The organism is Janthinobacterium sp. GW460-12-1-14-LB5, from assembly GCF_059423585.1.
In genome coordinates, this window is the sequence record NZ_JBWKYD010000010.1 from 197,498 (window position 1) to 220,177 (window position 22,680).

Below are 22,680 nucleotides of genomic sequence, written 5' to 3' on the forward strand. Positions count from 1 at the left end.
GTCATCACAACATACAATTGGATAGCTATGTTGCGATGCGGCATCATTGCACCTGTCTCCTCTACTTCCTCACAGGAATTAGATTCAGCCCGCTCCCGCAGCGGGCTTTTTTTTGCCCGTTTTTAAGGCGCAAACCTGCGCACGCTTGCTTGTCATCATCGCCATCGTGTTGCTTTTGTGCATGCTAAACTGGGCCTTCCCCAGACCAAGGTTTCTGATGCTTCAATTATTTCGCCACACGCTGGAGTCCACCCCCATCCTCGCCCTGTTTCTCGTCATCGGCGCCGGTTATGCGCTGGGGCGCATCAGCGTGTTCGGTTTTTCGCTGGGCGTGGGCGGCGTGCTGTTTGCGGGGCTGGCGCTGGGCGCCTTTGCGCCCGGCTCCGTGCCGCCGCCCATGGTCGGCTCCATCGGCCTGCTACTGTTCCTGTATGGCATCGGCGTGCAGTACGGCGTGCAGTTTTTCGCCGGCTTGCGCGGCGCGGGGCAGAAACATAACCTGATCGCCTTTGCCGCCGTCATGGGCGGCCTGGCCGTGTCCGTCTGGGGCGGGCAGTGGATCGATATCTCGCTGCGCATGGCCAGCGGCGTGTTTGCCGGCGCCATGACCAGCACGGCCGCCCTGCAGGCGGCGCTGGAAGCGTCGCACGGCAATGGCGACGCGGCCGTCGGCTATGCGGTGGCGTATCCGTTCGGCGTCGTCGGCCCCATGCTGGGCCTGTACCTGGCCGGGCGCATATTAAAACCCGTGCTGACGCCGCCACCGGCGCCCATCGTCGTGTCGGAAATTACCATCGACGAAGCGAAACTGGCGGGCGCGGCCCTGTCCGAACTGGCCGATGGCCCGCTGGCGGGCGTGCAAGTGATCGGCGTGCGCCAGGGCCACCAGAACCGCTTGCCCGACCCATCGCTGGTACTTGGCGTGGGCGACGCGCTGATGGTGTCGGGCACGGTGGCGGGCGTGGAAGCGGCGCGCACGGCGCTGGGCCACCTGGACCCGGGCCGGCTGATGAAGGACCGCAGCGCGTTCGACGGCACGGAAGTGTTCGTGTCGGACGCGGAAATCGTCGGCGTGCCGCTGGGCGAGTTGAACCTGGCAAAAGACTTCCCCCTGCAGATCGCCTTCATCCGGCGTGGCGACGCCATGATCTTGCCGCACCCGTTCCTGACGCTGGAATTCGGCGACCGGGTGATGGCGATTGCGCCAGCGAAACATGCGGCCGACGTGCGCAAGCTGTTCGGCAATTCCATCACGGCCACGGCCGAGTTCAGCTATGTTTCGCTGGGCATGGGCATGGTGCTGGGCGTGCTGCTGGGCCTGGTGCCTATCCCCTTGCCGTGGATAGGTTCGTTCAGCCTGGGCCTGGCGGGCGGCCCCCTGGTGATGGCGCTGATCCTGGGCCGCCTGGGCAGGGTCGGCAAGATCAGCTGGCGTTTGCCGCTGTCGGCCAACCTGGTGATGCGCAACTACGGCTTGACGATTTTCCTCGCTTCCGTCGGCATGGCCTCCGGTTTGCCTTTCGTGCAGCAGGTGGGCGCCGACGGCTTGCCCATGCTGGCGCTGGGTGCCGTGACGGTGCTGGTGGTGGTGGCATTGGTGGTGATTCTGGGCAAGATCTTCCTGCGCCTGCCGTTCCCCGAGTTGCTCGGCATCGCGGCCGGCGCCACGGGCAACCCGGCCGTGCTGGTGTTCGCCAACCGCCTGGCCAGGTCGGACCGCCCGAACCTCGGCTACGCGATGATTTTTCCCAGCATGACCATCGTCAAGATCGTTGCGGTGCAGGTGTTGCTGCATTTGTATGGGTGATTGCGGCCTGGATTTCTATCTAAACTTCAGCTTACCGCCGTCTTTCAACACAATAGGCCAACAGCAGATATTCGCACCGATGTGACAATGTGTGAATTTTTCTTATTGGCAATTCGTTAAGCTCTGGTGGCGCTACTGAGATAGGAACGAAATTGATGAGCAATAATTTATGGTTGGGTACCGTTGTTTTGGTATCCTTCATTTCAGGATGTACCGAATCTCCGCCAGCGAAGAGCCCGGAAGAAATTGAAAAAATTGCGTTAGATTGTGGTGCGACAAAGCCACAAATTGAGGCATGGTTTGCAACGCATAAAATGGGTTGGGCGGAGCACGTCGCCGAAGGCGTGAAGTGCATTCAAGATCATCCTTAGGCTGCGAGAGAATATTGCCGAAATACCCATGTTTGCGATGATTTTTTCGGCTATCGATCGACAATAAAGCAGTAAATACCGACACACGTGGGCGAGGCTCCTTGGCGCTTCGACTCATGGCCAAAAGCAGGCTGTAATGAACACCTACTGAAGGAATAAATTTGCCACCGATGCGTTTCTTCATCTTCATTGTGGTTTCCTTGCTTGTATTCATCGGCATCCTGCGCTGGACCTTGCGCGCCAGGCCGGTCATGCCGACCGCTGGCCTGACTTGCGGCATTGCTTTCGTCGTCGTCGTTGTCGGCATGTGTTTTGCCAAGTTCGGTGCGACCGCCGGGTTTCCATGGCCGGTCTACTATGGCGTCCCGGCCGCCGCAACACTTGCGCTTCCTCCGCTGACATTCCGCATGCAGCGCAGCGAGTTCGCCTGGTATGTGTTGCTGGCCTTTGCCTCGTCGCCGGCAATCCACGCAGTCTTCTCATTGTTCGTGGGTTGGCATGAGTACATGCCATTTTGGCCTATTCCTTCACTCTGGGAGATGCACTCCTGACTGTGTCGCGAAGCTATGGCGGCTGTGTCTGCCATTACATTCGGGCATGCACTCACTGGTAGCCGTCGGCGGCGGCTGGCCAATTCCAGTCAACTCCCTCTTCGCGCCAGCCATTGTAAAACCCCTGGCGCCGCTCCCAATCTGTTGTACAATCCTTGAGAACGGTCGTGCTTTTTTGTGCGCTGAACTTCCTTGCGTGCAGTTATCACGGCAACCGACAAGAACAAGGAGACAGACATGGACTTGCATTACACGGCCGAGGAGACGGCTTTCCGCGACACGGTGCGCGCCTTCCTCGACACCCATCTGCCGGCGGACTTGCAGCGCAAGGTGCGCCAGCATTTGCGCCTGGTCAAGAACGATTACGTGCGCTGGCATAAGATTGTCGCGCAACAAGGCTGGGCCGCGCCGGCCTGGCCCGTCGAATACGGCGGCACGGGCTGGACGTCCGTGCAGCGCCACATCTGGGAAGACGAGTGCGCGCGCGCCGCAACGCCGCCGATTTTGCCGTTTGGCATCAACATGGTGGCGCCCGTCATCATGGCCTTCGCCAACGCCGAACAAAAAGCATATTATTTGCCGCGCATCTTGAATTGCGACGACTGGTGGTGCCAGGGATACTCGGAGCCCGGTGCCGGTTCCGACCTCGCCTCGCTGAAAACCACGGCCGAGCGCGACGGCGACCATTACATTGTCAATGGCCAGAAAACCTGGACCACCCTGGGCCAGCACGCGGACATGATCTTTTGCCTGGTGCGCACGGATAGCACGGTGCGCAAGCAGGAAGGCATCAGTTTCCTGTTGATCGACATGAAAACGCCGGGCATCACCGTGCGCCCCATCATCATGCTCGATGAAGAGCACGAAGTGAACGAAGTCTTTTTCGACAACGTGCGCGTGCCCGTCAGCAATCTGGTCGGCCAGGAAAACAAGGGCTGGACCTACGCCAAGTATCTGCTGGGCCACGAGCGCACGGGCATCGCCGCCGTGGGCCGCTCGAAGCGCGAATTGACTTTCCTCAAACAGCTGGCCATGCAGCAGAGCAAACGCGGTGCGCCGCTGCTGCACGATCCCGCGTTTGCCGCCAAGGTCGCTACCCTGGAAATCGAATTGATGGCGCTGGAAATGACGGTCTTGCGCGTCATCAGCGAAGAGGGCAAGGGGCCGGGGCCGCAGGCCTCGATGTTGAAGGTGCGCGGCTCCGAGTTGCAGCAGCAGCTGACGGAACTGATGGTCGAAGCCATCGGCCCGCAAGCCTTGCCTTTCGATCCGGACTTCCTCGATGGCGGCGCGCCCCACAGCGCAGGCGGCGACGACCTGGCCGCGCCGCTGGCCGCGTATTACTTCAATTACCGCAAGACATCGATCTATGGCGGCTCGAATGAAATCCAGAAAAACATCATCACGCAGATGATCCTGGGCCTGTAAGGCGACAAGGAGACGACATGGACTTCCATTTTAATCAGGAACAGCAGCAATTCGCCGACGCGCTCAAGCGCTGGGTCGACAAAGATTACCCGTTTGAAACGCGGCAAAAAATCATCCATTCGGCCACGGGCACGTCCGATGCCGCCTGGGCCACCCTGGCCGAGCTGGGCATGACGGCCTTGCCGCTGCCGGCCGGCGCGGGCGGCTTCGACGGCACGGCCGTCGACATGCTGCTGGTGATGCAGGAACTGGGCCGTGGCCTGGTGGTCGAACCATACCTGGCCACCGTGCTTGGGGCGCGCTTTTTGACCCTGGCGGGCGGCCATGATGCGGTGCTGGAACAGGTTGCCAGCGGCAGCCTGAAGCTCGCCTGCGCGCTGGGCGAGCGCCAGTCGCGCCACGACATGCACGATATCGCCACCACGGCCAACGCCAGCGGCGACGGTTTCGTGCTCGACGGCGAGAAAACCGTCGTCATCCATGGCGCCCAGGCGGATTCTCTGATCGTCTCGGCGCGCAGCGGCGGCGGACAGGATGACACGGATGGCATTTCGCTGTTCCTCGTGCCCGTTGACGCGCCCGGTGTTTCCGTGCGCGACTACCGCACCATCGACGGCCAGCGCGCCGCCACCGTGACCCTCGTGCAAGTGGTGCTGGGGCATGACGCGCTGGTCGGACAAAAGGGGCAGGGCTGGCCCGTGCTGGACGCGGCGCTCGACTATGGCGCCGCCCTGCTGTGCGCGGAAGCCGTGGGCGCCATGGATGCCATCTTTGCCGCCACGCTCGAATACTTGAAGACGCGCCAGCAGTTCGGCGCGCCGATCGGCAAGTTCCAGGCCTTGCAGCATCGCATGGCCGACATGTTCATCCACCTGGAGCAAGCCCGGTCGATGGCCATGCTGGCCGCCGCCAAGGCCGGCAGCGAGGATGCGTCCGAGCGCCGCCGCACCGTGTCCGCCGCCAAGGCGAGGGTGGGACTGGCCGCCACCTTTGTGGGCCAGCAAGCCGTGCAATTGCATGGCGGCATGGGCGTCACCGATGAATTGCCTGCCGCCCACCATTTCAAGCGCCTCTCGATGATCGCCCTGACCCTGGGCGACGTGGAGCACCATATCGAGCGCTTTATCGCCCAGCCGGGCTTTTTGCCGACGGAGACCGCATGACCGCATTGACCGAAATCAAACCCAAGCATTGGTATTTCGAAGATTTTACGCAAGGCTTGGAAATCGACCTGGGCCAGCGCCACGTGACGGAGCGGGAAATCATCGCCTTCGCCACGGATTTCGACCCGCAGCCGTTCCACGTCGACCATGCGGCGGCCGAAAAGACCATCTTCAAGGGCGTCATCGCCAGCGGCTGGCACACGTGCGGCATGATGATGCGCCTGGTGGTGGACAATTTGCTCAAGCATTCGTCCAGCATGGGCTCGCCCGGCCTGGACAGCATCCGCTGGCTCAAACCCGTGCGCGCCGGCGACACCCTGCACCTGACCTACCAGGTCAAGGAAGTGCGGCCGTCGACGTCAAAGCCGGACCGCGGCATCGTCATTTCCGTGTGGAGCGTGCGCAACCAGCATGGCGACGTGGTGACGACGGTGGAGGGCATGGGCATGTTCGGCCGCCGCCCCGTGGCGCAAGAGGAGCAGGCCCGTGCGTGATATCGCCGGCATCGCCGGTTTCCAGGCCTTGTCGGGGCAGCACGTGGCCGTGTCGGACTGGCTCACCATCACCCAGCAGCGCATCGACACCTTTGCCGATGCCACGGACGACCACCAGTGGATCCACGTGGACGCGGAGCGCTGCGCGCGCGAGTCGCCGTACGGCTGCACCGTGGCGCACGGTTTCCTCACTTTGTCGCTGCTGCCCGCCATGCTGCAGGGTGCGCTGCACATGGCCGGCATCCGCATGGCCATCAACTATGGCCTCAATAAAGTGCGCTTTCCCGCCCCCGTGCCCGTCGGCAGCCGCCTGCGCGCGCGGCTCGACATCCTCTCCGTCGAGGACGTGCCGGACGGGGCGCAAGTGAACTGGGCCGTCACCATGGAGCGCGAGGGCGACACGAAACCCGTGTGCGTGGCGGAGTTTTTGATGCGTTGCTATCCCTAGTTAGCCGGCTTCACTCTTCGCCCTCCGACGCGCAATACCTGTCCCGCCCCGTTTGCTTGGCGCGGTACAGCAGGGCGTCGGCGGCGCGGATCAGGGCGCTGGGGTCCATGCCTTCCGTGGGCATGACGCTGGCCATGCCCAGGCTGACGGTGACGTGGGGGCCGGCGCTCGATCTGGCGTGGGGAATTTGCAGCGCGCGCACTTCGTCGAGGATGCGCTGGGCCACCACTTCGGCGCCGTCGCGCGTTTCCTGCGGCAGCAGGATGATGAATTCCTCGCCGCCGTAGCGGGCCAGCAGGTCGGGCGGGCGCACGGCGCAGCGGCGCAGGGCGGCGCTCACCTGCTGCAGGCACAGGTCGCCCGCCTGGTGGCCATACGTGTCGTTGTAATCCTTGAAATGGTCGATATCGGCCATGATGAGGGCCATCGGCACGCCGTCGCGCGCGCAGCGCCGCCATTCGCTGTCCATCGCCTCGTTGAAGCTGCGCCGGTTGGCCACGCCCGTCAGCGAGTCCGTCAGCGACAGTTCGCGCATGGCATCGGCCTGCCGCTTGATGGTCAGCTGGCTGCGCACGCGGGCGCGCACGACGGCCGCGTTGAACGGCTTCGTGATGAAATCGACGGCGCCCGCTTCCAGCGCCCGCGTTTCGTCTTCGGGCTGGTTCAGGGCCGTGACGAAAATGACGGGAATGGCGCTGAGGATGGCCGATGCGCGCAGCGCGCTGCACACGGCATAGCCATCCATGCCGGGCATGACGGCGTCGAGCAGGATCAAATCCGGCAGCTGATTATGCGCAATTTCCAGCGCCTTTTCTCCGCTCAGGGCGAACAGCACGTCGTGTTCCTCGCGCAGCAGCTGGTGCAGGATCTGGATGTTTTCCATGGCGTCATCGACGATGAGGATGCGCCCGTTCATGGCAAGGTTAGTCCAGCTCACTTGTTTTCCTCTCGTTTCAGCTGATCGAGCACGAGTTTTTCCGCCTCGGCAAAATTCAGCGTTTCAATCGCATGTGCCATCGCCAGCGCCGCTTCCCGGTCTGACTGTTGCAGGGCGGGGTGCAGGGCGTGGAATTGCGCCAGCGCTTTCAGGTTGTTGTTGCGGATCAAGACGAGCAGCTCGGCCAGGCCGGCGTACAGGTCGACCGGTGCGCTGCCGGCCGCGTCTGCCGCCGGCTGGCTGCGCCGCAGGGGCGAAGGCAGGGTGCGCGCCGCCACGATGACTTCCGCCATCGCCAGTTCCAGCTGTCCCAGCAAGGCGGCCGTGGCGTGCGCCTGTCCCGTTTTCAGCGCTTTTTCCGCCGCGCCGGCCAGGCTGGCGACGTGGGAGGCGCCCAGGTTGGCCGCCACGCCGCACACGCGGTGCAGCAACTGCGCCGCCTGCGGCGCCTGGCCGGCGTCCAGCAGGCGGCGTGTTTCCTCGACGGCGTCGCCTTGCGAATTCTCAAAGCGCTTGAGCAGCGCCAGGAAGGCGCCGTAGTCGCCGCCGAAGCGGTGCAGGGCCGCTGCCAGGTCGATGCCGGGCACCGCGGCAGGCAGATCCGGCGTGTGCGGGACGGCATTGCCGGCCTGCCCGGCGCTGCTGCCGCCATCCGCGGGCGCCGGCACCAGCCGGGTCAAGGTCTCGATCATTTCGTCGACATCGATGGGCTTGGCCACGTGCGCGTTCATGCCGCTGGCGATGGCGCGCAGGCGGTCTTCGTCCATGGCATTGGCCGTCATGGCGATGATGGGCAAGTCCGGCAAGCCCAGCGCGCGGATGGCCAGGGTGGCTTCATAGCCATTCATGACGGGCATCTGCAAATCCATCAGCACCACGTCCCAGGCGTCCGGTGTGCTCGTGAGCAAGTCGACGGCCAGCCGGCCGTTGGCGGCCACGGCCACGCGCGCGCCCGAGTGCAGCAAAATGTATTGGGCCACTTCCTGGTTGATTTCATTGTCTTCCACCAGCAGCACGCGCATGCCGGCCAGCAAGCCCGACAGGGGCGTGGAAACGGGCAGCACGGATGGCGCGCTGCGGCCATTGCGTCCATCCCGCACGGCGGTCACGGCCGCCAGCAGGCGCGCCGGGGTGGCCGGTTTCGAGACGATGCCGGCCAGCATCAGGCTGTCGGCCAGGCGTTCGAGGTTTTCGCTGTCCTGGTCGGCCACCAGCATGATCACGGGCGGCAGCGCCAGGAGCGCATCGGCGCGCGCCTCGGTGAGCATGGAAATGCCGTCCATGCCGGGCATGGCGGCGTCGAGCAGCACCAGGTCGGCCGGCGGCAAGCCGTCCGGGCCACCGGCCTGGCGCAGCAAGGCCAGGCCGGCCGCGCCGCTGCCAGCGCTGCGGCTGTGCCAGCCCTGCGCCGCGCACCAGCCTTCCAGCATGGCGCGGACGCTGGCGTTGTCGTCGATGATCAGCAGCGACAGGGCCCGGGGCGCCGTCCTGAGCGGCGGCTCGGGCGGCGGCGCGACCTTGCCGAAGCGGCAGCTGAAGCGGAATTCCGAACCCTGGCCCAGCGCGCTAGTCACGCTGAGCTTGCCACCCATCAATTCCACCATGCGCCGGCAGATGGCCAGCCCCAGTCCCGTGCCGCCGTATTTGCGGCTGGTGCCGCTGTCGCCCTGGGAAAACGCGTCGAAGATGCGTTCCTGTTCGGCCGCGCCGATGCCGATGCCCGTGTCGCGCACGGAAAACTCCAGCGTGGCGCCGGCCGCATCCTCGGCCACCATGGCGATGGACAGCACCACTTCGCCCTGCTTGGTGAACTTGACGGCGTTGCCCACCAGGTTGATCAGGATCTGTTCCACGCGCAGGGCGTCGCCGATCAGTTCGTCCGGCACGCCCGGGTCGAGCACGAACACGGGTTCCACGCCGCGCGCCCAGGCGCTGCTGGCCAGCAAGACGCCTACGCTGCCCAGCATGCGTTCGAGCTGGAAGCGGCGCTGTTCCAGCACCATCTGTCCCGCCTCGATCTTGGAAAAATCGAGCACGTCATTGACGATATGCAGCAGCGACTGCGTGGCCATCTGGATCTTGCCGACATAGCTGCGCTCGCGCCGCTCCAGCGGCGACTCTTCCAGCAGGCGCGCCAGGCCGATGATGGCGTTCATCGGCGTGCGGATTTCATGGCTCATGTTGGCGACGAATTCGCTCTTCGCCGTGCTGGCCGCCTCGGCCTTGTCGCGCGCGCGCACCATTTGCTCGTTCAGCTCGTGCAGGCGCAATTCCGTGCGCTTGAGTTCGGAAACGTCCGAGGCCAGCACGAAGAAGCCGCGCACGCCGCCGCTGTCGTCGACGTCGGGGATGTAGTTGGTCCACGTGTGGCATACCTGGCCGCCGGGATCGAGCAGGTCGCGCTCGAAGCTTTGCGGCCGGCCCGCCAGCACGCCTTCGACATGGGGCGCATACACGTCGAACAGTTCCTGCCCCAGCAATTCGCTCATGTGGATGCCGGCCAGCTCGGCGCTGCTGCGGCCAAACCATTCGTTATAGAATTTATTTGCAAATCGGCAACGCAAATCGGCGCCCCAGTACGACACCATGCCGGGCAGGTTGTCGGTGACGGTGCGGATGAAGCGCTCGTTCTGCTCCAGGCGCCAGGTGGCGGCGTGCAGCACCTCGGTGGCGCGCTTGCGTTCCGTGATATCGATCGATACCCCCAGCACATGGCTGGCGCGCCCCGCATCGTCGCGCAAGACCACCTTGCGCGTGGTGAAGTGGCGCGTGGTGCCGTCGGCCGTATTGATCGCCTCCTGTTCGATTTCCACCATCTGCCCCGTGGCCAGCAGCTTGCGGTCGGCGCTGACGAAGGCTGCCGCCTGCTGCGGCGGGAAGAAATCGTGGTCGGTCTTGCCCAGCAATTGCTCGCGCGAGCGTCCCAGGGTCAGTTCCGCGTGGCGGTTGACCATTTCAAAGCTCAGCTTGTCGGCGCGCTTGACGAAGACCATGGCCGGGATGTTTTCGATGATGGTGCCGAACAGGTGCTTCGAACGGCGGAATTCCGCTTCGCTGCGCTTGCGATCGCTGATATCGAGCCACAGGCCCGAGACGCCCAGCAACTCTTGCTCGGGACCGAAAATCGGGTGATACGAGACGATCCAGTGGCTCAGCTGCTCGCGCTGCCGGCCGCTGTGGCCCTTCAGTTCGATGTCGACGATGGGAGTGCCCGTTTCCAGCACCTGGCGCACGCAGCGTTCCACGTCCGCGCGCACGGCATCGTCGAACAGCATGGCGCCCACGGGACGGCCCAGGTGTTGCGCCACGCTGGCCCCGTTGATGGCGGCCAGGTAGTGGTTGATCATGACGATGCGCAAGTCCAGGCCCAGGAACAGCATGCCGATCGGCGCCGTCGCGTACACGGTTTCCAGCAGGCGCGTGGATTTTTCCAGGGCCAGCGTGCGTTCGGCCACCAGGCTTTCCAGTTGCGTGCGGTGGCGCCGCAGGTCGCGTTCCAGCGCGCCCAGGGCGCTGGCCATGTCAGCCGATTCGCGGTCCGCGTGCTTGTTCGACAGCAAGGGTTTGTCCTGCGCCAGCGCCTGTATCTGCTGTGTCAGTTCCTGCAGGGTGCGGGCCAGGCGGCCGCCCACGCGCCAGGCCAGGGCGAAGCCGGCGGCCAGCAGCAGGGCCAGGATGACGGAACCCGTGACTACCGAGCGCAGCAGGGCATCGGCCACCGTGCTGGTGCGTATGGTGACGGCCACCGTCCAGGCGGCGTCCGGGGCGCGGCGAAAGCCCGTATACACGTCGATGCCTTCCAGCGTGGCATGGCGCACCACGCCTTCGCGCGCCCGGCGTATCTGTTCCAGCAGGGGCGCCGCGCTGCGCTGGCCCACATAGCGCTGCGGCGCCAGGGTGCGCGCCACGTTGATGCCGTCGGCATTGATGATGGCCGCGCCCAGGTAGGCTGGCAAGTGCAGCTCGCGCAGCAGCACGGGCAGGTAGTCGGGCGGGTACAGGGCCGTCAGCACATAGGCGGCGGCCGCCGCGTCCGGATGGCGCGGCAGCGGCAGCGGCAGGTTCAGGGCCAGTTGCGGCACGCTGTCGGGCGCCGTGGCCAGGCTGGTCAGGCGCGGCTTGCCGTAGTCGCGCGTGCGTTCCATGCTGGCCGCCCATTTTTGCGGCAAGGGCGGCGGCGCCTGGCTGGCGGGCAGGGTCGTATTGACCAGCTGGCGGCCCTTGGCGTCGGACACGATGAAGGCACTGACGGCCAGGCCAGGCTGCAGCAGGCTGGCGGCCAGGATCCGCAGGGCGCCGATGTCCCCGGCTTGCAGGGCGGGCGAGTCGGCCAGGATGCGCGCGGCCATCTGGGCGCCGCTCAGGTCGCGTTCGACGGCGGCGGAGACGGCGCGCGCCGCCTGTGCCGTTTCGCTGACGACGTGGTCGCGTTCGCGCGTATAGCTTTGCGCCACGAGCAGGAGAAACACGAGCGCCGTCGGAATGACCCAGGCGAGCACCAGCCATGAAATTCTTGAGCGTATCGAAGGCAAATCTTGCACCCGGAAAGCTCCCAGAATGGATGAGTCGACAGGCAGGCTTGCGCTGGCGCTGGCTGACCTTGAATGAAAAGATGCTAGACGAAATTGATTGTTCTGACAAGCCTAGTTTCTGGAATGGAAAAAAGGTTGCGCAAGGCATACAGAGGAGGGGGATGCCCTCCCGCCGTGGCGGCGGGAGGGTAAGGCAGCTTACGGCACTACGGTCAGCACGTCGACGTCGATTTCCGGGCTTTCCAAGAAATCCTTTTCCACTTCGCCGCGGATTTCCACCAGTGTTTTGGCGTCGATCTTGCGGTTCATGAAGACCTTGTCGTCGATGTCCACGCGGATTTCCGCCGTGCCGTCGGAGAAGGTGTATTTTTCCTTGCCCACCTTGCGCAGCAAATGGCCGCGCAGCACGACGGCCTGGTCGTCGACGGGATTTTTCAGGATGGCGGCCACATTGCCGGGTGCGCTGGGGCCGGCCGTCGGACCCACGTACTGGGCGTGCGCGCCACCGGCCAGCAAGGCGCAGGCGGCGGCCAGGGAGACGATGAATTTACGGTGCAATGGCATGGTATTCCTTCGATAGTAACTTGCGGCTCAGAAAAAGACGGCGGTGCGGGGAATGATAGCACCGGTATTGCCGTAGGGTACGTTCGCCCGGACGCTGCCCGTGCTGGCCACGCCATCGTCGAGTTTGCTGTCGATCTGCTCCGCGTAGCTCTCGGGCAGGTTGTCGAAACGGATGCCGTTGCCGGCGCGGCCGCCCACTTCATCGTTGTACAGGTAGACGGCGCCGCCCTGGGCGCTGGTCATGAATTGCGAAGTGCCGTTGTAGGAGCCCGTGATGAAGCCGCCCAGCGCCAGGTGCTGCGGCGCCAGCGTGAATTCGCGCGGCTGGCCGTCGCCGATCTGGCCGTCGCCATTGCCGTTGCCGGCCGAATTGGGCACGTGGGTGGTGCCCTGGATATCGTCGCCGGGCAGGGCGCGGAACTTGTCCTGGTAGGCGTTGACGGCGGCCGTCAGCGCATTCGACTGCTGGATGATGTTTTTCACCTTGGCGCTGTCGATCAAGCCTTGCCCCTTGAGCACGCCGCCGAGCAGCAAGCCGATGATGACCAGGACGATGGCGATTTCTACGAGCGTAAAGCCGTGCTGGCGGCGTGGGGGCATGGGGAATTCCTTGGGAAAAAGTGCAGGGGTCTGGGATGGCAGTTTACTGCAAATGTTATCGGGCGGGCATGGCATTTCGGATGGCGGCTCATGGCGCCGCCTTTGCTTTCTTTTGGGCAAGTTCGTCGAGCCGGCGCGCGAGGAAAGCCAGCTCGTGGGGGTCGCTGATCTGGCCGCTGGCGATCAGGCCGCCGGTCACCAGGCGGGCGCTGTCGAGCTGGTCCATGTCTTCCAGGATGAACGCTTCCATCTCGCGCACCCAGGCTGGCACGTGCGGCCCCGTCGCCAGCCGGCGCAGCTGCCGTGCATAGCCGAGCGCCAGCGGCAGGTCGTGCAGCTGGTGTTTTGCCACCAGCACGGCCTGCGCCATGGCGGGCCAGCGGCGCTGCGGGTCGGCGGCGAAGCTGGCGGCGACAAAATCGAGCATGCGGCGCGCGCGTTGCGGGTCGGCCACGCCCGCGTATACCTCGCCGGCGGCCACCAGCGGGTACTGGCTGCGCGGGTCCAGCGTTTGCGCCGTCTCCAGCCAGCTAGCCAGGCGGTCATAGTCGAGCTCGCGCCACGGCAGGCTGACGCCGGGCTGGTCTTCGAACGCTTGCAGGTACAGCAGCATGGCCTTAGCCATGGCCAGCGGCTCGCCCAGGCTGGCCAGGCGCGCCACGCCGGCCGGCGGCGCGGCGGGCAGGGGCCGCGCCTGTGGCGGTGCCTGCTGCTGCGCCAGGCGCCAGCCCAGCTGCAGCAGCAGGCAGGCCGCCAGCAGCCAGCACACGGGGCGCGGCACGCTGGTCCACGGACGCTGGGCGGCCGCCATCAGATGTTCCTGCGGTAAAAGTCGCACAGCGCGCAGCTGGCCAGCAAGCCGACATAGATGGCCGTTTGCGCCGCCACGCCGGCCAGGGCTTGCCAGTCGCCGGTGCCGTACAGCAGCCACTCCGTGCGCGCAAAGGCGTCGAGGCGGGGCAAGAGCAGGGCCAGCACGTCGATGGCGCCTGCCGTGGCCCGTTGCACCAGGGAATCGCCCGCCTGCGGGCCGTGCGCGAGTAACTGCAGGCTGCCCAGCATGCGCGCCAGCACATAGAAACCGCCAGTGGCGGCCAGCGCGGGCAAGGCCTGCTGCAGGCTGGCCGCGCACAGCAGGCTGAAGGCGGCGACGATCCACAATTCCCCCAGCAGCGACAGCGCCCACAGCGCGCTGTGCGCGGGCGCGGCAAACAGCGCCATCAGCAGGCCGAACAGTACGGCGGGCACGGCCGCCAGCGCTGCATAGCCCAGCAGTTTGCCCAGCAGGTAGGCGGCGCGCGGCATGGGCAAGGCCAGCAGCAATTCCAGGCCCCGGTCGGCCGCCTCGCGCGCCATGCTGGTGATGATAAAAGTGGCCAGCAGGAAGACGCCGGCCAGGCGCAAGGCGGCCGCCAGCAGCGCCGCCTGCACGGCGCCGCTTTCCGTCAGCGCCAGTTGCTGCAGGAAGCCGGCCAGGCCGGCGCCGGCGCAGGCGGCCAGCACGAATAGCCACGGCAGGCGGCTGCGCAGCGCTTCGAGCAGCGTGTAGCGGGCGATGGTGAGGGCGGGACGGAACATGGCCATCAGCGGGGCAGCCTTTGCGCCGCCACCATGCGGTTGAACAGGATGTTCGGCGACAGCCAGGCGACGATGTCGTCGTACTCGCCGCCGGGCTGCTGCGGGCCGCTGGCGGCGCGGCTGATGAAGGTGGTGGCGTTCGATGCATTGTTGCGCTCGTCGACATTGTTGTTGAAAGGCACAGCCTGGCGCTGGCCCTGCACGCTGGTGGCGCCAAAGCCGTTCTTGCCGTGCGACATGATCATCGCGGGGATGTCCTGCAACGCCGTCGCCTGCAGCAGCGTGCCGCCATTGCGCGTGACGATGCTGATGTCGCGCGGCGTGGACAGGCTGAAGAGCTGGCCGCTGTCGCTGAAGGCCGGCGTCACGCTGTAGCGGAACAGCTTGTTCCAGCTGTCGCCCTGGCGTAGTCCCAGGGCGGCCCAGGGCAGGAAACCGGCGCGCTTTTCGCCCGTGCAGCGCGTGCCGCGCCGGTCTTCCAGGCCATTGGCGGCGGAAATGGCGGGACACGGCAGGTAGCCGTAGCGCAAGGCGTAGCCCGTCAGCGCTTCCTTCGCTTCGTTGAGCGCCTGTTGCGTCTCGGCCACCTTGCGCTGTTCCAGCTGCACCGTCAAGGGCGTGACCAGGCCGCCTATCATCAGGCCCACGATGACGAGCACGATGGCGATCTCGATCAGGGAAAAACCGTGCTGGCGGCGCGAAGGGTGCGGGCGGGCGCTCATGGCAGATTGCGCGCGGCGCGCATGCGTTGGTACAGGGTGGGCAAGGTGATCCAGGTCAGCATGTCGTCGAAGGCGCCGCCGGGCAGCGCGGCAAGTTCGGTGGCGGGGCGGGCGATGAAGCTGCGGCTGGCGCGGTCGTTGGCCGCCTCGTCGAGATTGCCGCGTGCGGTATTGATCTGCGTCACACCGCTGGCGGCCGTGCCGTGATGATTCTTGCCTTGCGAGAACAGCACCAGGGGCAGGCACTGGGCGCTGACGTCGCATTGCTCCTGTCCCGCCACGAAGGCCAGTTCGCCGCGGGCGTTGCGATCAAGCACGACCCGGTTGGCGACGGCGGCCGACGAGACGATGGGCGCGCGCGCCATTTCGGGCGTGACGCTGTAGCGCAGCAGCTTGCCCCAGGCGTCGACGCCGTCCACGCCCAGCGCCACCCACGGCAAGAAGCCGCTGCATTCGGCGTCGCCGGCGCAGTCGGCGGCCCGCTCGCGCCCGTCGAGGGCGGAAGCGGCCGGACGGGGCAGGCGGCCATTGGCCGCCGCAAAACCCAGCAAGGCGTCGCGCGCCTGCGCCAGGGTGGCCAGGGTGCGCTGCTGGCGTTCGGCCTCGCCCGTGTTGCGCCCGAAGGCGCCGATCAGCAGGCTGGCCGCGCCCAGGCCCAGCACGGCGACCAGCAGCAACAGGGCCGCGCCGCGCTGGCGCCGAGGTTGGCGATGAGCTCGTCGTGGCGTCATGGCGGCGCCTCCTGCGCTTCGGCGACCGTGCCGCTGGCCGGGTCGTAGCGCTGGCCGGGTTGCAGCAGCACCACCTGGCCGTTCGACAGGCGCAAGGTCAGTGTGCCGGGTTTGCCACGCGCAAGGCGGTTGTGCGGCTCGTTCTGCGCTTCCTGGTTCAGCCAGACGGTGGAGCGGCCGCTGCTGCGCAGCACCAGGCCATTCAATTCCACGGGCGGGGCGGGAGGCGGCGGTGGCTGGGGCGCAGCCAGGGCGGGATCGGGCGGTGGCGGCCCGTAGCGCTGCGCGTCGAGCTGGGCGCGCTGTGCGGGCGACAGGAACAAGCGCCCCAGCTGCGGTGCCGGTGCTTGTGCCTGGGCCGTGAGCACAGTGCCGGCCAGGGACAGGCACAGGACGACGGCGCGCAGGATGGGGGGGAACCTCATGGCCGCCCCAGCACGGGCACGCTGTTGACGGTCAGCCACAGCAGCTCGCATTCGGCGCCCAGGGCGGGCGCTTGCGCGCCGCCGGCCGCGCCCGTTGCATGGCGCTTGAGCGTGCATTCCTGCACGGCGAAATAGCCGGCCTGGCGCAAATCGTCCAGCAGGTTCAGCAAATCCATCTCGTGCAGCAAATCCATCTGCAGGCGCATGCGGCTGCCGCGCAGGTGATATTGTCCCATCACCATGGGCAACGGCACTGGCAGCGCTTGCTGCGGGCTGATGTCATAGCTGATCGGCAGCAATTTGCGCTGTTCCTGGCTGCGGCGGATGGCGTCGATCCAGGCCAGGCGGTTTTCCTCGCCGATCAGGCCGCGCTGGCGCAGGGCGAGAAATTGCGGTTCGTAGGCGCGGATTTCCTGTTTTTCCGCTTCCACGTGGTTGAACAGGGTAGCCGCCGCCGCGCGCGTGTGCCGGGCCAGTTCCAGCGCTTGCGCTGCGCGCGTGCGATAGGCGGCGCTCAGGCTGAGCAGCACCACGCTGGCCAGCAGGGTCAGGACAAAGCACAGCAGGGCGCCGCGCACCAGGTGCAATTCTCCCAGCCAGGCGGGCAGGGTGCGCGCGGGCGTGGCAGTCCGCTGCATGCCGGGCAGGGGCGGCTGCTTGACGGGGCCGCTCATGGCTGCCACGCGAGCAAGAGGGTAAAGCGGGCCTGGCTGTCCGGCGCCGGCGCGGCGCTCTTGCCGGACAGGGCCGCGCTGGAACGCAAGTCGAGCGGTGTTTCCTCGATCGTCACCTGCATGCCCGGCTGGCGCGCCAGGGTTTGCGCGAAGGCCGTGATGGCGGCCAGGGCGGCGCGGTAATCGTTGTTCGGCATGGCCACGTCCGCTTCCAGGCGCAGCGCCTGCGGCGGCGCTGTCGGAATGCCGGCCAGGGCGCTGCCGGGCGCCGCCGCATTTTGCTGCTGCGCTGGCTGGCCGCCGGCCGCGCGCGCGGGCGCCTGGCCCGCGCGCCAGTGCAGCTGGCCCAGCGCAACCTGCGGCGCCTGGTCCAGCGCGGCGCTCAGCATGCCCAGCAACCGGCCCGGCTCCGGCGCCTGGGTGGCGATCATCTGGCCCAGGGTCACGGCCACTTTCATGTTCTGCGTCTTGGCCGGCGCCGGCGGCTGCGTCGACATGACGCTGCGGTAGCGTTCCTGGTAGGACGCCGTTTCCTGCGCCAGGCGCTGCGTGCTGGCGCCATCGGTAATGCCTCCGAGCAAGTTGATCGCGCACCACAGGGCTGCCGACGTGCCGATCAGCGCGCTGGCGCCGTACAGCGTCTTGCGCGCGCGCTGGAAGTGGTAGTAGCGGGCCAGCGCGCCGGGCGGATAGTGGCTGGGCGGCGGATGCTTGCCCAGCAAGGTCAGCAGCAATTCGTCGGCCAGCGCCGGCGTCTGCTTCAAGCCCACGCGTGCGCCGGCCAGCTGCAGGTCGATGAAGTGGTAAGCCACTTCCAGTCCGTTGTCGCACAGCAATTCGAGCTTGGCGATCTGCGCGGCCGGCGCCAGGATGACGGTATTCAAGACATCGCCGCGCGCCAGCATGCGCGTACTGGTGAGAAATTGCCGCGTCTTTTCCGTTTCCAGGGCGATATTCACGGCCACGCCGTCGAGCGCGATGGTCGCCGTCTGGCGCGAAAAGCGCAACTGGCCCTTTTCGTAATAACTTTGCCGCAAGCCGCCCGATTGCTGCGTCACCAGCAGCAGGTGTTCGTGCGCGATCGACAGCTTTCTGACCAGCGCGATACTGAGCAGGCTGGTCGAATAGATGCCGGCCACGGGCACGCGCAAGTGTTCGAGCGCCTCCGTCCATGGCTGCAGCAAGGTGGGGTTGGTCAGGGCGAAAAACAGCACCTGGTCGTCATGCCGGCCTTCACTTTCGCGGCCCAGCAGGGTGCTGCCCCGGTAGGGCGTGTCGCGGTGCAATTGCTGCTTGCGCCGTTCCAGCAGTGCGCGGCCCGCCTTGCCGCGCACGTGGGGCAGCAGCTGGCGCTGGAAATCTTCTTCGATGAGGTCGGTCAGCAGGTAGGCGGGCACGCCCGACCGCTGCGCTTGCGGGTCTTCCAGCCACGCGGCGAAATCGTCCAGCCCGGCCGCGCTGGCGGGGAAGACGTGGCCCTGGCCCAGCACGCCGTGGTCCCAGTCGTAGGCGCACAGGGCGTCGCTGGTGATGTAGAGTAATTGTTTGCGGAACACGGCGGCCTCAGGTCTTGAGTGTGCTGATGGTGTCGTAGATCGGCCCCAGCACCGACAGCATGATCCAGCCCAGCAGCAAGCCCAGGATGACCGTCATGGCCGGCTCGATCATGGCTTGCACTTTTTCAATCAATTCCTTCACTTCGCGGTTGTAAAAGTAACTGACATTGCGCAAGGCCGTGTCCAGCGAGCCCGTCGCTTCGCCCACCTTCAGCATGCGGATGACCAGCGGCGGGAAGATGCCCGTGTGCTGGAAAGCGGCCGTCACGCCATGGCCTTCGCTGATCAGCTGCGCGGCGCGGCGCAGGCCGGCCGCCACCACCTGGTTGCCGGCGATGCCTTCGGACAGGCGGATGCATTCGAGGATCGTGATGCCGGAAGCATACATCAGGGCAAAAAACGTGGCGAAGCGGGCCAGGATGATCTTGTGCAGCACGGGGCCGACCAGCCACAGGCGCAGCTTCAGGCCATCCCAGGCATAGCGGGCCGCGCCGCTCCTGCGGATCAGCGCGCGCAAGCCGAAAAACAGCAGCACGGGCAAGGCCAGCAGCCCATACCAGTAATCGATGAAGACATTCGACACGGCAATCAACACGCGCGTGTGCAGCGGCAACTCGCCGCCCATGTTGCGGATGAAGGCCGTCAGCTGGGGTACTAAATAGATCATCAGGAAAAACGTCACGCCCGCCACGACGATGGCGACGATGATGGGGTACATGACGATCTTGCGCGTCTGCGAGGCCAGCTCGTCCTGCCATTTCAAGCTTTCCGACAGGTTCTTGAACACCTCGGCGATCCTGCCGCTTTGTTCTCCCGCAAGGATCAGGCTGGTAAACGTGGCATCGAAGATGTCGCCATGCTGGGCCAGCGCGCCCGACAGGGGCAGGCCGCCCTCGATGCTTTCAATCAGGTCCGTGACGACTTCGCGCAGACGCGGGTGATCCGTGCTTTCGCGCAAGTCGTTCAAGCCTTCCAGGATGGGCACGCCTGCGCCCGTCAATTGTTCCATGTGGAAACAGAAATTGATCAGGTCGCGGCGGTGGATGACGCGCTTGCCCAGCAGCACCAGATATTGGCCCGTGATCTTGCAATCGATCAAGTCGAGCTGCATGCGGTGCAAACGCGCTTCCAGGTCCGGCACGTTGGCCGCCTCCATGCTGCCGGGAATCAGGGCGCCGGCGGCATCCATGGCGCGGTAGACATATTGCGGCATCAGGCCAGCCTTTCCGTCAGGTCGACCACGCGGCCCACTTCTTCCAGCGTGGTCACGCCTTCCAGCACGCGGCGCATGCCGTCGTCGACGATGGCCTTGAAGCCGGCCGCGCGCGCGGCGGCCTTGAGTTCGCGCACACCGGCGCGGCGGGCCGTCAATTCATCGAGTTCGGCCGTCATCTTGAGGATTTCCATGATGGCCAGCCGGCCCCTGTAGCCCTGGTGCGCGCAGCGCTCGCAGCCGACGGCGCGGCAGATGGACACGGGCGCGGCGTCTGCCGCCAGGCCCAGCAGGCGGCGCTCGACGTCGTCGGCGATCACGGTTTCCTTGCAATGCGGACACAAACGGCGCACCAGGCGCTGCGCCACGATGCCGATGATGTTGCCGGCCATGATGTCGGGCAAGATGCCGATGTCGAGCAGGCGCGCCACGGAACCGATGGCTGAGCTCGTATGCAGGGTGGAATACACCTGGTGGCCCGTCATGGCGGCGGCAAACGCCATTTCCGCCGTTTCGCGGTCGCGGATCTCGCCCACGAGGATGATGTCCGGGTCTTGCCGCATCATCGAGCGGATGCCGTCGGCAAAGCCCAGCTTGACGGATTCGTTGACGGAGGTCTGGCGTATCATGTTCATCGGATACTCGACCGGGTCCTCCAGGGTCATGATGTTGACGCTTTCCGTATTGATATGGTTGAGTATCGAATACAGGGTGGTGGTCTTGCCGCTGCCCGTCGGGCCCGTCACGAGAATCACGCCATCGGGCCGCGCGATCATGAGTTTCAACAAGTTCAATTCCGCCTCGGCCAGGCCCAGCGCATCGAGCGGGACGATGCCTTTTTGCCGGTCCAGCACGCGCAGCACGACGTTTTCGCCATGCGTGGTGGGTTGCGCCGAGGCGCGGAAGTCGATTTGCCGCCCGGAAAACTTGATGCTGATGCGCCCATCCTGCGGCGCGCGCGCCTCGGCGATATTCATGTTCGACATCACCTTCAGGCGCACGGCCATGGCCGGCCAGTACGATTTGTGCAGGCTGCGGATTTGCCGCAGGATGCCGTCGATGCGGTAGCGGATGCGCAGGAACGACTGTTCCGGCTCGAAATGGATGTCCGAGGCGCCGTTCTGCACGGCGTCGGCCAGCAGCGCGTCGATCAGGCGCACCATGGGCTGGCTGTATTCGTCCGACGGCGAGGCCATGCTTTGATAGCTGACTTCGCCCGTTTCGATCTCGTGCAGGATGCCGTCGATCGACAATTCGAAGCCATAGTACTGGTCGATGGCGCGCGAAATGTCCGATTCGTTGACGAGCACGGTGGAAATCGTGATGCCCTTGACCAGCATGGCGCTGATTTGATCGAGCGCAACGATGTTGCTGGTGTCGGCCATGGCCAGGATCAGATTGTCCGCCTGCCGCTCGTAGACGATGGGAAACACGCGGTAGCGCTTGGCCACGTCCTTCGGGATCAGTTTTAAGGCAATGGCATCGACCACCAGGCTGGACAGGTCCGCGCTGACCTGTTTCAGGTTTTCGCTGAGCGCCTCGCGCACGGTCGCTTCCGTGACGAAACCCAGGGTGATCAGCAGCTTGCCCAGCGGTTCGCTGCTGCGCCGCTGCTCGATCAGGGCGATGCGCAACTGGTCTTCGCTGATCACGCCTTTCTGGATCAATAGCTTGCCCAGCGGAAGTTTTGCCTGTTCTGCCATGTAGTGCTTATTCCTGACGGGGTGGGATGGTGGCCGGCTCGGCCGCGGCCGGCGCTGCTGGCGCGGGGGCCGCCAGTTCGCGCAAACGCGCTTGCGCCACGGCCTGGTCGAAGGCGGCCGGCGTGGCTTGCGCCAGCGTCAAGGCGCGCTGGTAATACGTGGCGGCCAGACGGGGCTGGTTCAGCCGGTCCAGGCCCACGGCCAGGTTGAAGGCATAGTCGGGATTGCCGGGTGCGGCGCCATAGGCGCGGAAAAATTGCTGCTGTGCTTCGTTCCAGCGCCGCTGCTTGGCATACACATTGCCCAGTGCAAACAGCACGGGGCCGCTGTCGGGGTTGCGCGCCAGGATGGCCTTCAGTTTTGCCTCGCTCTGCACCACGTCGCCCTGGCGCAGACCGATCAGGCCGGCCAACGCCTCGCCATCATCGGGATTGATTTCCAGCAAACGCACGTACAGGGCCGCCGCCTGCGCGCCCTGGTTCTCGCGCAGGGCCACGGCCGCCAGGCCCAGCAGCGCGTCGCGGTTGTTCGCATCCTGCCGCAGCACGGTTTCATATTGCTGACGAGCAAGGCCCAGCTGGCCCCCGTTGTAAGCCTGGTAGGCTTGCTGCACGCCGGGGTTGATTTGCGGGGCGGCAATGCTGCGCTGCACCTGGATCTGGCTATTCTCGGGCGCGGCCACGGGCGGCAGGCTGGGCGGCGCGGGCGGCGCCATGTGCGCCAGCTGCGCCGCGACGGCGGCCTGGGCAGCCGCTTGTATCATGGCTTGCTGGTCCGGTGCCGCCGCCGGCTGGCGCGCGTCGCGCGGATAGTCGGGCGGCAAGGTCGCGGGCGAGGGCAGGGCGTCCTGCGGCGCGGCACCCGTTGCCGGCAGCACCACGACGGGGCCGGCAACGCCGGCCGTGCCCGGGGCATCCGTCAGCGGCATGGGCACGCCGGGCAGGCTGGCGCCCGCGCCGGGGCTGGTGCTGGCGCGCCAGTACCAGTACGCCATGGAAGCGGCCACCAGCAGCAGGATCGCCAGCAGCACGGCCAGGCGCACGGTGGCCGGATCGACGCTGATGGGGCCAGCAGGACCTTTCGGCGGCGGATTGCTGCGGCTGGCGCGGGGCCGGGCGGGTGGCGGTTCCGGTGGCGCGCGCGGCGGCTCGGGAGGCGGGCCGGGTGGTGGGCCTGGCTGCGC

The 22,680-nt window shown here is 66.0% G+C and carries 21 protein-coding genes; 6 read left to right on the forward strand and 15 right to left on the reverse strand.

Annotated elements, in window-relative coordinates; translation table 11 throughout:
• Positions 1–217: 217 nt before the first annotated feature.
• On the forward strand, positions 218–1,807 hold the full coding sequence (locus AC07X6_RS12765; protein WP_494791206.1) for an aspartate:alanine exchanger family transporter: 1,590 nt from the start codon (positions 218–220) through the stop codon (positions 1,805–1,807).
• Between the two features lie 198 nt (positions 1,808–2,005).
• Here the strand turns inward: AC07X6_RS12765 and AC07X6_RS12770 are convergent, their stop codons facing one another.
• Positions 2,006–2,368, reverse strand: coding sequence for a hypothetical protein (locus AC07X6_RS12770; RefSeq protein ID WP_494791207.1), 363 nt, complete (start codon positions 2,366–2,368; stop codon positions 2,006–2,008).
• On the opposite strand from AC07X6_RS12770, the gene AC07X6_RS12775 reads away from it, so the two are divergent.
• The 5 genes from AC07X6_RS12775 to AC07X6_RS12795 all read left to right on the forward strand — a co-directional run bounded on the left by AC07X6_RS12775 (position 2,349) and on the right by AC07X6_RS12795 (position 6,262).
• Complete coding sequence (locus AC07X6_RS12775; RefSeq protein WP_494791208.1) at positions 2,349–2,729, forward strand: hypothetical protein; 381 nt, start codon at positions 2,349–2,351, stop codon at positions 2,727–2,729. The genes AC07X6_RS12770 and AC07X6_RS12775 overlap by 20 nt on opposite strands.
• Before the next feature lie 237 nt (positions 2,730–2,966).
• Entirely contained in the window at positions 2,967–4,157 is a 1,191-nt protein-coding gene (locus AC07X6_RS12780; protein ID WP_494791209.1) for an acyl-CoA dehydrogenase family protein, read from the forward strand.
• Between the two features lie 17 nt (positions 4,158–4,174).
• A complete protein-coding gene (locus tag AC07X6_RS12785; protein ID WP_494791210.1) occupies positions 4,175–5,320 on the forward strand; it encodes an acyl-CoA dehydrogenase family protein in 1,146 nt (381 codons plus the stop codon).
• On the forward strand, positions 5,317–5,814 hold the full coding sequence (locus AC07X6_RS12790; protein WP_494791211.1) for a MaoC family dehydratase: 498 nt from the start codon (positions 5,317–5,319) through the stop codon (positions 5,812–5,814). The genes AC07X6_RS12785 and AC07X6_RS12790 overlap by 4 nt, the downstream gene beginning before the upstream one ends.
• Positions 5,807–6,262 (forward strand): MaoC family dehydratase, encoded by a 456-nt coding sequence (locus AC07X6_RS12795; protein ID WP_494791212.1) that lies wholly within the window; start codon positions 5,807–5,809, stop codon positions 6,260–6,262. Before AC07X6_RS12790 ends, AC07X6_RS12795 begins: the two co-directional genes overlap by 8 nt.
• A 10-nt stretch (positions 6,263–6,272) precedes the next feature.
• On the opposite strand, the gene AC07X6_RS12800 is transcribed toward AC07X6_RS12795, so the two are convergent.
• The 14 genes from AC07X6_RS12800 to AC07X6_RS12865 all read right to left on the reverse strand — a co-directional run.
• A complete protein-coding gene (locus AC07X6_RS12800; protein WP_230539425.1) occupies positions 6,273–7,199 on the reverse strand; it encodes a diguanylate cyclase domain-containing protein in 927 nt (308 codons plus the stop codon).
• Complete coding sequence (locus AC07X6_RS12805; RefSeq protein WP_494791213.1) at positions 7,196–11,698, reverse strand: PAS domain-containing protein; 4,503 nt, start codon at positions 11,696–11,698, stop codon at positions 7,196–7,198. The genes AC07X6_RS12800 and AC07X6_RS12805 overlap by 4 nt, the downstream gene beginning before the upstream one ends.
• Positions 11,699–11,929: 231 nt before the next feature.
• The gene (locus AC07X6_RS12810) at positions 11,930–12,295 is read right to left on the reverse strand and encodes a YgiW/YdeI family stress tolerance OB fold protein (RefSeq protein WP_230539427.1); all 366 of its coding nucleotides are present in this window, start codon (positions 12,293–12,295) and stop codon (positions 11,930–11,932) included.
• Positions 12,296–12,322: 27 nt separating this feature from the next.
• Positions 12,323–12,895, reverse strand: a complete 573-nt coding sequence (locus AC07X6_RS12815) for a prepilin-type N-terminal cleavage/methylation domain-containing protein (protein ID WP_230539428.1) — start codon at positions 12,893–12,895, stop codon at positions 12,323–12,325.
• Between the two features lie 88 nt (positions 12,896–12,983).
• Positions 12,984–13,706 (reverse strand): hypothetical protein, encoded by a 723-nt coding sequence (locus AC07X6_RS12820; RefSeq protein ID WP_494791214.1) that lies wholly within the window; start codon positions 13,704–13,706, stop codon positions 12,984–12,986.
• Positions 13,706–14,473 (reverse strand): ABC transporter permease subunit, encoded by a 768-nt coding sequence (locus AC07X6_RS12825; protein ID WP_474291759.1) that lies wholly within the window; start codon positions 14,471–14,473, stop codon positions 13,706–13,708. Before AC07X6_RS12825 ends, AC07X6_RS12820 begins: the two co-directional genes overlap by 1 nt.
• Positions 14,474–14,478: 5 nt before the next feature.
• A complete protein-coding gene (locus AC07X6_RS12830; protein ID WP_494791215.1) occupies positions 14,479–15,195 on the reverse strand; it encodes a type II secretion system protein in 717 nt (238 codons plus the stop codon).
• Positions 15,192–15,926 (reverse strand): hypothetical protein, encoded by a 735-nt coding sequence (locus tag AC07X6_RS12835; protein WP_494791216.1) that lies wholly within the window; start codon positions 15,924–15,926, stop codon positions 15,192–15,194. Before AC07X6_RS12835 ends, AC07X6_RS12830 begins: the two co-directional genes overlap by 4 nt.
• Entirely contained in the window at positions 15,923–16,351 is a 429-nt protein-coding gene (locus tag AC07X6_RS12840; protein WP_494791217.1) for a hypothetical protein, read from the reverse strand. Before AC07X6_RS12840 ends, AC07X6_RS12835 begins: the two co-directional genes overlap by 4 nt.
• Entirely contained in the window at positions 16,348–17,025 is a 678-nt protein-coding gene (locus tag AC07X6_RS12845; protein WP_494791218.1) for a hypothetical protein, read from the reverse strand. Before AC07X6_RS12845 ends, AC07X6_RS12840 begins: the two co-directional genes overlap by 4 nt.
• On the reverse strand, positions 17,022–18,581 hold the full coding sequence (locus AC07X6_RS12850) for a hypothetical protein (protein ID WP_494791219.1): 1,560 nt from the start codon (positions 18,579–18,581) through the stop codon (positions 17,022–17,024). The genes AC07X6_RS12845 and AC07X6_RS12850 overlap by 4 nt, the downstream gene beginning before the upstream one ends.
• Before the next feature lie 7 nt (positions 18,582–18,588).
• Entirely contained in the window at positions 18,589–19,794 is a 1,206-nt protein-coding gene (locus AC07X6_RS12855; RefSeq protein ID WP_474291753.1) for a type II secretion system F family protein, read from the reverse strand.
• Positions 19,794–21,497 (reverse strand): GspE/PulE family protein, encoded by a 1,704-nt coding sequence (locus AC07X6_RS12860; protein ID WP_230539437.1) that lies wholly within the window; start codon positions 21,495–21,497, stop codon positions 19,794–19,796. Before AC07X6_RS12860 ends, AC07X6_RS12855 begins: the two co-directional genes overlap by 1 nt.
• 7 nt (positions 21,498–21,504) lie before the next feature.
• The coding region (locus AC07X6_RS12865) for a tetratricopeptide repeat protein (protein ID WP_494791220.1) at positions 21,505–22,680 on the reverse strand (1,176 nt) is incomplete at its 5' end.